Source organism: Pedobacter sp. GW460-11-11-14-TSB4, assembly GCF_059423705.1.
This window is the reverse complement of record NZ_JBWKYI010000008.1, coordinates 145,363-159,414: the sequence shown is the minus strand read 5'-3', so window position 1 is coordinate 159,414 and position 14,052 is coordinate 145,363. Positions and strand designations below refer to the sequence as shown.

5 protein-coding genes are annotated in these 14,052 nt (G+C 39.8%); all 5 read right to left on the bottom strand.

The genetic code is table 11. From position 1 onward, the window contains the following. Positions 1 to 4 precede the first annotated feature (4 nt). The 5 genes from AC07YT_RS10620 to AC07YT_RS10600 all read right to left on the bottom strand — a co-directional run bounded on the left by AC07YT_RS10620 (position 5) and on the right by AC07YT_RS10600 (position 13,881). Positions 5 to 673: a fasciclin domain-containing protein gene (locus AC07YT_RS10620; RefSeq protein WP_086546744.1), complete on the bottom strand. Its 669-nt coding sequence runs from the start codon at positions 671 to 673 to the stop codon at positions 5 to 7. Between the two features lie 12 nt (positions 674 to 685). Further along, the gene (locus AC07YT_RS10615) at positions 686 to 2,311 is read right to left on the bottom strand and encodes a RagB/SusD family nutrient uptake outer membrane protein (RefSeq protein WP_086546745.1); all 1,626 of its coding nucleotides are present in this window, start codon (positions 2,309 to 2,311) and stop codon (positions 686 to 688) included. A gap of 16 nt (positions 2,312 to 2,327) precedes the next feature. After that, positions 2,328 to 5,297: a SusC/RagA family TonB-linked outer membrane protein gene (locus AC07YT_RS10610; RefSeq protein WP_086546746.1), complete on the bottom strand. Its 2,970-nt coding sequence runs from the start codon at positions 5,295 to 5,297 to the stop codon at positions 2,328 to 2,330. A 1,500-nt stretch (positions 5,298 to 6,797) separates the two neighbouring features. Continuing rightward, the gene (locus tag AC07YT_RS10605; protein ID WP_086546747.1) at positions 6,798 to 10,904 is read right to left on the bottom strand and encodes a hybrid sensor histidine kinase/response regulator transcription factor; all 4,107 of its coding nucleotides are present in this window, start codon (positions 10,902 to 10,904) and stop codon (positions 6,798 to 6,800) included. A gap of 292 nt (positions 10,905 to 11,196) precedes the next feature. Next, positions 11,197 to 13,881 (bottom strand): DUF4962 domain-containing protein, encoded by a 2,685-nt coding sequence (locus AC07YT_RS10600; protein ID WP_086549350.1) that lies wholly within the window; start codon positions 13,879 to 13,881, stop codon positions 11,197 to 11,199. Between the last annotated feature and the right edge of the window lie 171 nt (positions 13,882 to 14,052).

Below are 14,052 nucleotides of genomic sequence, written 5' to 3'. Positions count from 1 at the left end.
TGCGTTATTTGTTTAATTTGGTGGTAAAATCGCCAAAGCCAAAAATGTGTGTTGGGCTTAAAATATTAATGATACCGTTACTGGTTTTGATATTTACAGCATTCGTTACGCTTCTTTGCCAGTTGGTTTTTACGGTCAGATTTTTCGGATCGGAGAAAGTAACCGTTACCGGACCGCCGCCCTGATAACCAGATGCATTTTGCTTTTGATATTGAATATGCATCTGATAGTTAAATTTGATTGAACTTGCATAAGAACCATCAAGGAAAGGCTTGTAAAAATCAGTCGTGTTCCTACCGGTGATGATATACTTATCCATCATGATCTCTAATTCGGTCAGATCAGCATTCTCTAAGGTTACCGGAGTTTTATTCTGTTCGGTTCTAAGCTGGTTAAGCTCATAAAGGGCAGCTGCAAAATTATCGTTGGTCGGTGCAAAAAGCGTCACCTTGCTCTCTGTAAGTGCTGTTTTTAAAGCAGTTGTTCTGTTCAATACCACCAACAGCGAACTAAATGTAGCGGGCTGGGTTTCGAGATATTGAATCACATTGCCATTAAACTCCGTTACCTCATTCTCATAATCGCGGTATGGCGAATCTTTTTTACACGACGACCAAATCAGGCAGGTCATCGCCACTATTAACAAGTGTTTTATTTTGATATTTAATTTCATTGATATGCTAGATTATTGCCAGAAATTATTTTGTGTAATGCCTGGGTTGGCATTGATTACATCCTGCGAAACCGGCCAGTAAATGGCACCTGCGCTTTCGGCCTGTGCAAAAGTTAAAGGCTGTCCGTTCTTGGTAATGAAAGTTCCATTGGTTCGCTTAATCCTGTTGTAACGGACTAAATCGTACCATCTCCAGCCCTCTCCCATCAGCTCTCTTCTTCTTTCAGCAAAAATTTCGTTAATTAAATCTTTAGTGGAACCATCAGGAAACGGAATGTAACCTCTTAATGCTGCAGCTTTGTTTAGCGCGACAATTGCATTATCTCTCTGGCCCATTACGGCTAGTGCTTCTGCTCTTAACAGAGTGATTTCTTCTAATCTTGTAAATAATACTGCTGAAGAAAATACGGCGTAATCGCTGGTATTCGCCACCGCCTCAATGATCTTCACTTTACTGAACATCGGGCGCTGCGTACCATACTGCGTAAAATAATTTTCTCTGTATAAGCCCGTTTGTGGATCAACACTAAACCTCAGATCTAATGGGTTTGTGAAAATTTTGCGAATACTATCTTTAGGGACATAAATCTCCGGTTGTGCCTTAGGTACAAATGGTGCAGCTAAGGTTAACTGCTCAATATGCCCGTTGGCCGATGAATAGCCATAGCCATACTCAAAAGAGTAACCAACTAACTGGGTGGCACGTTTATAGGCAAATGGATTAACCTGCTGCGTTTCATTGGTACGCACATTTAGCGTAAGTTCATTAATCGTCAGGTATCTGCAATTGTAATCGGTAACCCCTGGTTCTACCAGCTGTGTGTAATTATCCAATACAAACTTGGTATAGATATCTGTTTCCAGGTAATTTTGCTGCCAGGCGGTAACATGTGCCAACAAGCAATAAACCGAAATTCGGGTCATTAATGTACCATACCAATTTGGATCGGTGCTTACCGTTAGGCCATAGTAGGCACCCGGAAGAATTACGTCAGTACCGCCATATCTAAAAGGTACAACCTGTGCAGCAGCCAGTAATTCTGATTTACAAAACGATAATACTCTTTCTTTAGAAGCTCTCGGGGCTTTAATAAAATCACCATCATGAGTAGTGGTCAGCAATGGCACATCGCCCCAGATCCGTACCATATAGAAATAAGCAAAAGCACGTAAAGCTCTTGCCTGGGCAATATCTACATTGTTATTTGCCAGAGTGTATCTGTTGTCAGATTTCACAATTTGCGATGAACGCTCTATAAATATCGTTGTGGCATTTACTACGGCGTAAAATCTTCTCCAGTTGGTTAGGCTATTAATTACAGGATAAGAAGCGTTCAATCTCCCTTCTACAATGGCCTGCAAATCTGCACGGTTGGTTGATGCGAAATCGCCATTTCTTAAATCGCCCATTAACCAGTGGCCGTTATCTGAGGCCAATGCATTCCGCATTAAGGCATACATGCCGATTAAATTGGCCTTGGCATCATCAATGGTTTTCCACGAATCTGTTTCTTTCTGCAACCTGGTAGATTGTGTGTCATCAATCTTTTTGCATGCACCACCAAGCAATACCAGGATCAGCGTAAAAGCAATCACACTTTTGTGGTAAATGCTGTTATGTTTTAAATTAAATGTCATGATTTCTTACTATCGATTATAAATCAAGTTTAAAGCCCAATACAAATGTTTTAGGGATCGTGATATTTGCACCATCGTACATCCCGTTATAGTTTACCAGCTCCGGATCTACTCCCGAAAAATTGGTAAGGGTAAGCAGGTTTGTTCCGGTGGCATATAAGTAAGCCCGTTTAATTGTAGATTTCTTTTTAAGCATACCGCTAAAATCATAGCCAATGGTTACCGATCTCAGTTTAGCATAGGAGGCATTTTCTAAGAACAGGTCCTGATCTTCACGATAAGGCACTACAGAACTGAAAGGATTATAAATCGGGTAGCTTTTAGCATTATCGAATGATTGCCATGCGGTAATTTCTCTAACTGAATTAATGTTATTTGCAGACTCACGATTAATAAAATCGTAACGGGCGGCATCATACTGGTTTATTGCTTTTTGTCCAAGCGCAAAAAACACATTGAAATTAACATCGATTTTTTTGTAACTGAAAGTGTTGTTCCAGCCACCAATAACTTTTGGCAACCGATCACCGGTAATTACTTTATCATTTATATCAATGCGGTAATCATTATTATAATCAACCCATCTCGGATCACCTGCTTTTAAAGTAATACCGTTAAAGGTCATTTTCTGACCAGTTGCCGGATTGGTAGGCACCTCCGCATCGGTATTGTAGATGCCACTGTTGGTGTACAACCAATAGGCACTGGATGATGCCCCAACTTTTAACTTATTGTTCTGATAAATCAGCTCCTCTAAACCATTAGGTAATGCGCCAATTTTGTTTTTATTGTAATTGATGTTAAAACCTGTTGACCAGCTAAGGCCATTTTTATTTTGTACAGGTGTACCATTAATTAAGAGTTCGGCGCCACGGTTATTGATGGTTAAACCTGATTTATACTCGGTAATATAACCTAACTCCTGTGGTACCGGTAAGTTAATCACCTGCCTTTTATCATCACGGTTGTATACGCTGACAGCAGCACTTAACCTCCCTTTTAACATGGTAGCAGAAAGGGTAAGGTTGGTCCTGTCAGAAATTGGTAAAGGAATATTGTAACCTACATAACCTGTTCCATATGGACGGGCAACGCCGATAAAGGTACCGTAACCTGGCAAGGTAGGTTCATCTGCCCAGCCATTAACAGTTGTATATTGCGGACCTGCGGCAAAACGGTCATCAACAAACGGACGCACGGTACGACCCCATCCGGCATTCAGATCAAGGGCATTGAAGAAAGTGTTCTTTGATAAAAACTGATTTTTAATGCTCCAGGTACCACTAAATGAGGGTGCAAATAACCAGCGGCTATCTGGCTGTCCGTTCGATGAACCATCGCGGCGCAAAATGGCATCAAAACTAAAAAGGTTTTTATATTTATATTCTCCACTTGCATAAAGCGAGAACAAACTACTGCGCTCTTTGTCTAAAAACCTGAAAACATAAAAATCCCCGTAAGCATTTAAATAATCGCCTGCGTTTGAGTTACCGTTAACCTGAATAATTTTAATAAAATCATTTGGCCCATTATAACCTCTGGCGTAATTATATTTATAGGTATCAGATTGAAATGTTTGTCCAACATCAACCTTTAACTGATGATTAGTGCTGCCTAAATCGAATTGATAAGCAGCATGGTTATCGAGTATTAACCTTTGGTTGTAACCAAAATAATTAGATACATAACTGATTCCCGCCAATAGTGTTGAAGGTAAAAAAACATCTCTGATGCCTTCAGTATAGTCGCCAAGCAAGGAGGTTGTTAAGGTTAAGCGCTTAAGTTTTGCATTTAAAATAAGGTTACCATTTATCCCGGTGGTTCTATTCAGATCGGTACTGCCATCTACGATGTTCAGGTAAGCACCGTAGCTATCAGAATTAGGTGATAGCGGATTAGATAAATCGGGAATATACTGTGTTTCGGCAAAACGGTCGCGTAAACTGCGATTGCGGTTACGGTCTAACCTGATTGCGTTTATGGCACTCGATACCGTTAACCATTTAAATGGCGCCATATTGATCCCAACTGATAAATTATAACGGCCAAGTTTAGTATTATCGGCATTCCCGGCATCTTGAGTTGCCGCACCGTAAAACCTAAAATTAGCGCGTTCAGAACCACCGGTAATCCCCAGGTTAGCATTATAAGTGGGTGATGTTTGATAATATTGTTTGTCCCAGTTTGATGGCCCGAAATAATCCAGATTAGTAGAATCCCTTAAATAGCTGGCATAGGTATTGTAATTTGCTGTGCTCGCATATTTCTGATAGAAGGGCCTTCTGAAGTTATTATCATAAACACCATTGGTGGGTGCTATGGCCGGAGGGGTTACATAACCGTAATACGAATTAAAACTAATATCGCGGTTACCACTCCTTGCTCCTTTTGTGGTAATATAAATGGCACCATTTGCAGCATTCGGACCAAGTTTAGCCAATTCATATGGATCTTTAATCACCACAATCGACGTAATATTATCGATGTTAATCTGAGATAAAAGGTTATTCGCCGGGCCGATACGGGTATAATCATATTTTTGCACATCGTATGCAAAGGGATGATCCTGTGCAAGCGGCACACCATTTAAATAAACAGCTGGCTGTAATGCATACCTATCTTTTTTACTGAATAATAATGATGATGGTCCCTGAACGATCATACTTTGTTCGGTTCCGGGCTCACCAGATGTTTCCTGTACATAAACACCAGCCAAATTGCCCTTTACCATTTGTTGCAAGGAAAGGTTTGGAACATTTTTCGACCTCGCTACATCAAGGGTATCCTTTAGTTTATTGAACCTGAGGAGGGATTTCATCATCTCTCCTATGGTATCCAGTTGTTTGGTTTTCTTTGTGGTATCCTGCTGTTGAATCAGGTAACGATTACCCATAACAGTCTCCCTGGCTGGGCTGGCAAAAGCCATAGAAATTCCAAAAACAGATAAAAACAAGACACCTATAGTGCTTGTAGAAATTTTAACCATTTTAAATAAAATTTAGTATTAAAAATTTTGATTGTGTAGATTAAGACCGGCGGTTAATTGCCGGGATTTTGTAATGCCATAATCTCCCGTCTGTTTAATGTTTCACTAAGAAAGGCGCTCGTTTATCATTAATATCCGGCCTACAACTTTTGCATTGCTTAACTGAACATTTGTGAATGACATTTTGGAAAAGTAAATTTTAATCATAGTTTTTTTGTTATGGGTTTGTTTTGGTTGTTTGTTGGGATGTGTTGTCGGTTACAGCTGTGGCTCAAAAAAAAGAGGTGGTTCGGTTCTTACCGGCACTCTTAAATAGCAAATAAATACTAAACAAAGTTAATTTATACTAAACATAAAACCACTTAGTTATTAACTGATATTAACAGTATTTTAGCTGATCTAACTTTTGCTAATTGAGCAGCTTAATTTTTATTAGTTATTGTTGTTTAGCGTATTAGCGTTTTTAACATATGCCAAAAAGCGAATTTCTTTTTTGATAAAGTTATATGCAGTGAATCCCGAAAAACACAAATCAACAATACAAAGTGATTTCAAAAAGATGGACAGGTAAATATTTAAAAATCAGATTATTACAATTTTTAAAAATCTAAAATGAACAGATTTATTCCTTCAAAATTCTCCGGTATTAATTTTTTGTTAATGAAATAGCATTTTTTAAGAGCAGTTTATAAAGCAGAAAATCTTCAATCGAGTTGACTTTTACATTTTGAGTGCGTTTGTAATAAGGCTACTACAACATTTACGTGCTAATTTTTATTGTTCTGGGTGCTAGTCGGCTACAGCTGATGCAAAAGAGCTGAAAATTTTAGAGGTGTTATGGCCTTCAAATTATTAAATTGCCGTGAATATGGTTTTAATAATAGGTATCGCAGGAATAGATCGCTAGCCTAACAAGATCGTTAAGCATAGCTATTGAGCTTTTCAAGAGCAGATTTAGTTCTTTACAAATCATATGCTTGTATCATCTCAATGCTATTAAATTAAGCCATAGTTTAGAGATATTTTTTTCCGCTCTATGCCGCGGGGGCATGGTACTTTGGAGCGCCAAAGTACCCAAAGCGCTTTGTCAATCCAGCAATGTGGCTCCTCACCATCCACGCTCATCAAAAAAACAGCAGCACTTTGTTTTGTGTTCAATTCCCCTGAAAGCTTTAAATCAGCGATATGAACACAAAACCACTGCGTTTAAGGTTTGGTAGTACCATTTGTTCTAATCTGCAACTGTTTTTTTGATTTTTCTGCCACTTGGGATTGACGGCGTTCTTCGGTAACACCCTTACTTTATCAAAGTTGCTTAGCAAAATGCATAAAAACCCAAATTAAAACATGTGGCCAAATGATAGGACTCTTAGCAATAAAGCACACACTAATAGCGATCGTTGTAAGATGTTTAGTTGGTCTGAAAAAGCCTGTCATCTGATAATTATCGGATGATACCACTCAACCTATCGCTGCACCAAAAATTCGCTGTCATCTATCCTAACGCTCCATTTCATCTTCTCTGGCTAAGTATTCGCTGGGCATACACCCGTAATACTGTTTAAATGCAGTCGAAAAATAAGAAGGAGAATTAAATCCACACATATAGGTAATTTGCGCGATGGTGTATCGTTTGCTCTGCATCAGTTCAACTGCTTTACTAAATCTGATTCTTTTAATAAAATCGGTTGCCGATTCGCCGGTTATTGCTTTAAATTTAAGGTATAAATTGGAACGGCTCATACCAATTTCCCGGCTAAATTTATCTACTGAAAAATCAGAATCGGCCAGGTACTTTTCTACAATCGCTATGGCTTCTTTCAAAAACTCTTCATCTAATGTATTAAATGCTAAATTTTGAGGAACGACCTCTTTACTTCCGCCATAATATTCTTTTAACCGTTTGCGCGATTTTAACAGACTGGCAATTTTAGCGCCAAGCATCTCCACAGAAAATGGTTTGGTAATATAATCATCCGCACCCATTTCTAAACCCTTAATTTGCTGGTTTACTTCTGTTTTAGCGGTTAGCAGGATCACCGGAATATGGGAAGTATTAATATTTTGTTTCAGCCTTTTACAAAAATGCAGTCCATCCAGCTCGGGCATCATCACATCACTGACAATCAAATCAAACTGCTCGTTCTCTAAAATATCCAATGCCATTTTACCATCAAAAGCTATTGTAATTTCATAACTTTCTTTAAAATAATCTTGCAGGTAGTCTAAAATTTCTTTGTTATCATCAACCAAAAGCAGTTTACTTCTTTGTCCGTCGTTTTCATTAAGACCTATTGTTAAAGATTGATCGGCGTACATCAGGTTATTTTCGGCTATAGCCTCTTCTTCGGGTACGATCGAAAGCTCGTAACGCATATTTTCGGTTTTTACATCCTCCTGGTAAACGGCATCTGCCATCGGGATGGAAACTGTAAATTTACTGCCCCTGCCAAGTTCGCTTTCTGCTTTAATCGATCCGTGATGAAGTTCTATCAGTCTTTTGGTAAAGGCTAAACCCACGCCCGAACCTAAATTCATTTCCTGGTTATTCACCTGATAAAAGCGATCGAAAACCTTTGCAATATCATCTTCTGAAATACCCACGCCCGTATCGGTAACGGTGATAATGGCAAAATTATCCTGCGTAGATAGTTCAACACTGATTTTATTATGTGCACCGGTATATTTAAATGCGTTTGATAAGAGGTTGAACAATATTTTCTCCATTGCATCATTATCAAAATAGAAAGATAATTTTGCTTCGCTTGAATGGTAGGTATATTGTACCTGATTTTTATCCGATAGTGGTTTAAATGATTCGTAAACCTCATGGATAAAACTTACGATATCACTTTTGCTAACCTTTAGCTTTCTGGTACCGGTTTCTGTTTTTCTAAATTCGAATAACTGGTCAACAAGGTTGTACAAACGTTTAGCATTGATCAACATCATTTCATGCCGTTTCGTAATCACTTTATCCGTTGAAGGCTTTTTAATCAACTCTTCTAACGGCGCCAGGATAAGCGTAAGCGGCGTTCTTAACTCGTGCGATACATTGGTAAAAAAGTCCATTTTCACCTGGTTGATATAACGTACCTTTTCTTTATCAATCCGTTCTAGTTTAAGCTGGTGTAAGGCCTTAATTCTTTGATCAATAATCCTGTATGCAATATAACTGGCGCCTACGAGGTCGATAAAAACAAACAGATAAAACCAGGTAGCATTATACCATGGTGGTGATATGATGATTTTCAAGGTCCTTACTGCACTGGCTTCACCATTTGGCCCTACTGCTTTAATTAAAAAGTTATAGCTGCCTGCCCTCAGGTTGTTGTAGGTTATTTTTAAATCTTCGGTATGTTGCCAGTCTTTATCAAAACCATCTAATTTATACAGGTATTTGGTCCTGTTGGCCGAGATATAATTGAAGGTATTGAAATGGATGGTAAATTGTTTATACTCTGCCGCAAATTCGAGTTGAGTGCTTTGATCGATATGGTTCTCGAGTATTTTGGTTTCATCGCCACTGGTTACACTGTTATTAAACACCTCGAGGCCTGTAAAAGTTAATTTTAAAGGTAAGGGTTGTTGTTTAATACTCGATGGGTAGAAATAAGAAAGCCCTTTAATCCCGCCAAATAATAACATGCCATCACTGGCTTTACAAAAAGCATAATCGTTAAACTGGTTGTTCTGTAAGCCATCAGTTTCATCAAAGGCTTGCGAAGTTTTCGCTTCAGGGTTGTAACGGATGAGCCCCCTGTTGGTAGAAACCCAGATATTGCCTTCATTATCGGGCTGCAAACCATAAATGGTGCCTTTTATAAAGTCTTTCCGGTTTTTATAGGTCACAAACGATTGCTGGTTCTCATCATATAAAATCAGTCCTTCTCTCGATCCAATCCATATCCTCCCCTTCTTATCTTCTGTAATACAACTAATTACATCATCGCGAAGCTGATTATTGAGATCATTACCAAATAACATATTATCCGGATAAAATAGCGTAACGCCATTGGTGGTACCAATCCATATCCGATGTTTACTATCTTCAAAAAGGTAGGTAATATCATCTGAACTGGGCCTTTTCCCTGCCTTGTCTAAATGAATATGTGTAAAAGTCTGACTTTGGGGATTAAACTGATCTAAGCCCGAGCGTGTTCCGATCCAGATCCGGTTTTTATAATCTTTCAATATGCCATAAACCAGATCGCCTGCTATACTATTCGGATCATTTTCGCTATGGCGGTACCGCTTTACATTACCGGTATTCGGATTTAAGATATTTAATCCACCGTTGTGCATGCCCACCAAAAGGTTCTGATCATTATCAAAAGCGATGGCTTTGATGTTATTTGCACTTAAACTGTTGGCATTGTTCTCGTTATTGGAAAAATAACTAATGTTATTGGTGGCCCTGTTCCAATAATTCAGGCCCTTATCATTCGTCCCGATCCAGAAATTACCTTTCGAATCTTCTTTAATAGCACTTACTACTTCATCATTTAACGATAACCTACCTGTATTCTGGCTGAGCAGGTTAAATTTGATATCGTTTTTATGATAATAGTTAATCCCGCCGTAAAAAGTACCCAGCCAGATCCCGTTTTGTTTATCTTTAAAAAAACAGCGCACCGAATTCTGACTGATGGTATAAGGTTGAGAAATCTGGTGGTAATAATTCTCTAAAGTGTTGGTATTGAGGTCGAAAATAGTCAGTCCCTTAAAAGTACCCAGCCAGATATTTCCATCGGTATCTTTCCCAACACAGCGGATATTGTTATCGGCAATGCTCTTACCCCCCGGCGAGTGCATGAAAACTTTCTTTTCTCCGGTTTCGAAATGGTATTGAATCAGGCCATCCCCTTCGGTGGCTACCCAAAAAACATCTCCATCAATATATACATCGTTAATGGCGGGTTTATCGGTTCCCAGATCAATTTTTACCAGTTTATTTTTCGGACCGGTCATTTTAAAAAGGCCAACTTCGGTACCGATTAAAATGTTTTGTTTCCAGCTTCCAACATATACCACCCTTTTAATGCCTGTGTTAAAAGAGTCGTAATTAACCTGCTTAAACTGCGATTCGCCCGCAGTCAGCTTAAAAACACCCCCAACGACAGAGGTAGCCCAGATATTATGTTGTGGATCTTCAGTAATAGAGGAAACATACCATTCGCCTAAACTACGGGGCAGTTTGTAATTGGTAAAACTATCAGTAGCATAATTGTAACGGCTTACACCCTGATTGCCACCTACCCACAAACTTCCGGTATGATCGATAAAAAGGGTACGCGTATAATAAGACTGTACACTTTTCGGATCTGACTTAACGGGGCGGTAAACTTTAAAGCCTTTACTATCGTAGCGGTTAAGCCCGTCTTGTGTTCCTATCCATATGAAACCTAAAGTATCTTGTTTAATGGCAAATACCGTGCTTTGTGATAAACCTTTTTCGACAGAAATATTTCTAAAATGCCGGCCGTTTATTTGTGCATGAAGTTTAGAAAAAACACATAAAACAAGTATTGCGGTTAACAGATACCGGCCGAAACCCGGTAACCGTTTAGCTAACTTCCTACGATCTAAAATATCTCTCTGCAACATTGTACCTGGCCTTTTATTTGGATTTGGAGCCTCAAGTTAACAATTTCTTAATAAAACTTGAGTAGCGATAAAGCTAAATTGGTTAAAAAACAGACATTAATGCAAGTGATGCTGCCAGAGGCACCATACAACAACCTTAATTAATGCCAAATCAGCAATACATCCATAGGTATGATGTTGTTTAACTGGTTTTTACAAAAAAATAATACTACATAAAGTTTAGCTTAAGTAAACAGCTGCATCGGGTCATATTTTAGTGCATGTAGCTGTATTTTATTTTCATATTGAACTGTTATTTTGATTCGGGATCGAACTTAACCACATCCGGCAGTTCATCCACTACTTCTTGTTTGTTCATTTGAGCACCCTTCATTTCCAATAATAAACTGCTGTTCTTAATTTGAGTACGATAGGCTTTATTGCGATACACAACAGGCAGGTTTCCGTAATTAAACAAGGACGCTAATTGTTTATCAAAAACCTGCAGGGCAGCGGTTTTATTTCCATCCAGTTGTGCCTGTATATCCCAGTTGCCAACTTTTAAATGAGTCAGGCCATTCACAGCTGTAATGGTTTTAATTACCTCCGGTTTTCCGTCTTTAATTTGTATAATGGTTAAGTACCTGAATTTTTGGGCCGGTAAAGAGGTGATACCGGCATGCCATTGGTTCGTGTATTCAATCAATTTTCCATCAGCGTCAGTAAGTTTGTTCCAGTTTAAAGGCTGTTCGTAAAACTGATCGTGTACATTCATTTTTAAGGCGCTGTTGGCAAATATACTGGCCGTTACGTTGCCCACATCGTTTGTTACGGTAAAATTTTGCTGGTTGGCTTTGCCGCTTTGATCCGCCTTGATGGTATAATACGGGGTATGGAACTGTGTTGTCCATTTTACAGGCTTATCAGCTTCCAGCTCATCATAGAGCACAATATAACCGCCATCTAACTGCAACATATGCCTGCGGTATAAGGTTACACCACTTTCGCCGTAACCATTGGCTTTGCCTGGTTTGAGGTTGATTTGCTCAAACCGGTTTAACCAAAATTCGCTTTTAATATCGCCATAGGCATTGCTGGCATCGCCCAAAGCGTACTGAATGTGATGGCCGGAAATGGCACGGGGTATCCAGCCATAACCTTCTTCGCCCAGTTTTTGGTTCAGGCTATCGGCCAGAATGGTATTATAAGATTTTGTTGAACGGTAGTTAAGCAAATTATGCTTGTCGCTGAAATTGCTGTAATATCCGGCGCCGCCGAAAATAATTTTGCCCTTATAATTAATGGTAAAGGCATTTTGCGAGGCATGGCCGTGGCCTGAAGAACCAAAGGGATTGCTCAACAAAAAGCTGCTTAAACTTTTATCGGGATTTGCCAAATCCTGGTACATCGCGACCACGCCTACATCAGCAAATTTGCGGGTTTTGGGTAAATTTGCTGGCGAGGTTACCTGCAATTTCCGATCAGGCTTATAATTCAGCAATCGGTATAAAAGATATTCGTCAGTACCGGTAAAATATTTGGGATTGCGTTTCTTAGCTTCGTCAACATACCAGTTTAAATAAGGATTATCAATCTTGAAAGTTAGTGCATCGGTAAACCAGGCCTGCCCCCTGCCACCAGTTGGGTATTTCTCCCACATATCGCCGGTGGCCGTATTACCAGCCCCCACCGGATTGGTGTATAACATATAATAGGGCAGGTTTTGCATCCATGGCAGGTTAAAATAATTTACACCACTAAAATCGCCAAACATTTGCGACAGATAAATAATAGACCTGAAGTTTACCATAAAATAGCCATTAGCCTCATGCCAGCCCCCATCGGTAGTGCCTAAAACCGGAAATCTTGCTGTCCAAACTTCGTACAGGTAAGTTAACCATTCTTTGGCTTCGGGTACATCGTTTATTACGGCTACGGTAGCAATGGCGAGGTTGGCCATCGTAATTTGCCATACGTGGTTGTCACTTACATGAAGTTCGAAACGATTGGGCAAATGATCGTACACCAGTTTTGCACGTATGGTAATGGCCTTCTTAAACATTTCTTTTTCCTGTGGGCTTAAGAAATCATAACCCGCGTCGTAAAACCAGCCCAAAGCTTCCAGCACCACACCATTGTTAAAATCGCTACCCGTGGCCGGGGCATTGGGATCCATATTGATGATGTTCAAAGCCCTGCGTTTGGCATCCAGAATAAAACGTTTGTCTTTACTTAACTGATAAGCAATACACAGATTGCTGATCGGTTTACCTACAAAATCGCCAAAACCATGATACATGCGGGTTTCGAGTATTTTTTTCTCTATTGTACTTTTATCTGCAGTATCGATTACCCGCATTGGTTTTTCGGCAGGCAGCGGTGCATCCATCAGCCTTGTGGCAAAAACGATAAACTTTTTGGCCTCGGGATTCTGGAGGTTATTTTTATAAAAATCTTCACCTATGCGATGCATGCCCCACAGTAAGGGATGCTGGCCTTCATTGCGTTTTAAGACCTCAGTGATTGGCGGCGCCACCTTTTGATTGGCATATTTGGCATCAACCACAAAATGATAAACCGGCGACCAGATCCATTTATCACTTCCTTTTAAAGCATAGCTGTATTTCCAGAACCATTGACCAGGTTTTAAGGCCTGATGTAAAGGATAAACTGCCCAACGCTGCTCGGCACCGGTAATTACATTGTTTTTAAAATCTTTATCAGTGGCCAGCACAACTTTATAGCGCACATTGCCAATGGCTGGATCTTCGGGTACTTCACTCCCGCTCTCCATGGGGGTAACTATATTTTTGCCATTGGTGGCCGGCCACATCAAGGCAGGCGCATTGGTAGGAACGGTAATTCCGTTTACCGGATAAGGCCATTCTCGGACACGGGCGTGCAGTTTTTCTGCTGTTAATTTAATAACTGCAGGCCTCTGCTGAGCAAAAGAGCTTAGTGAAAATAGGGATAAGATGAGGATGATTATTTTTTTCATCAGTTCTGCTGCTGCGTTTAATGTTTTATTCTTTTTTATTTGGCGTGCCCCTGCGGGTCGGGCTATTCGCTGCAAGTCCTCGCTACGCTGTGGGCTTTCCGCTGCTATCCCTGCCCGACAACCTCCTTTACGTCCCATGCGTCAGGCGGCCTCACGCAAATCATTTACGGC

What these genes read in the sequence shown, in the direction of transcription:
- AC07YT_RS10620 (WP_086546744.1), bottom strand. Translation starts at nt 673, where the DNA reads ATGAAATTAAATATCAAAATAAAACACTTGTTAATAGTGGCGATGACC.
- AC07YT_RS10615 (WP_086546745.1), bottom strand. Translation starts at nt 2,311, where the DNA reads ATGACATTTAATTTAAAACATAACAGCATTTACCACAAAAGTGTGATT.
- AC07YT_RS10610 (WP_086546746.1), bottom strand. Translation starts at nt 5,297, where the DNA reads ATGGTTAAAATTTCTACAAGCACTATAGGTGTCTTGTTTTTATCTGTT.
- AC07YT_RS10605 (WP_086546747.1), bottom strand. Translation starts at nt 10,904, where the DNA reads ATGTTGCAGAGAGATATTTTAGATCGTAGGAAGTTAGCTAAACGGTTA.
- AC07YT_RS10600 (WP_086549350.1), bottom strand. Translation starts at nt 13,881, where the DNA reads ATGAAAAAAATAATCATCCTCATCTTATCCCTATTTTCACTAAGCTCT.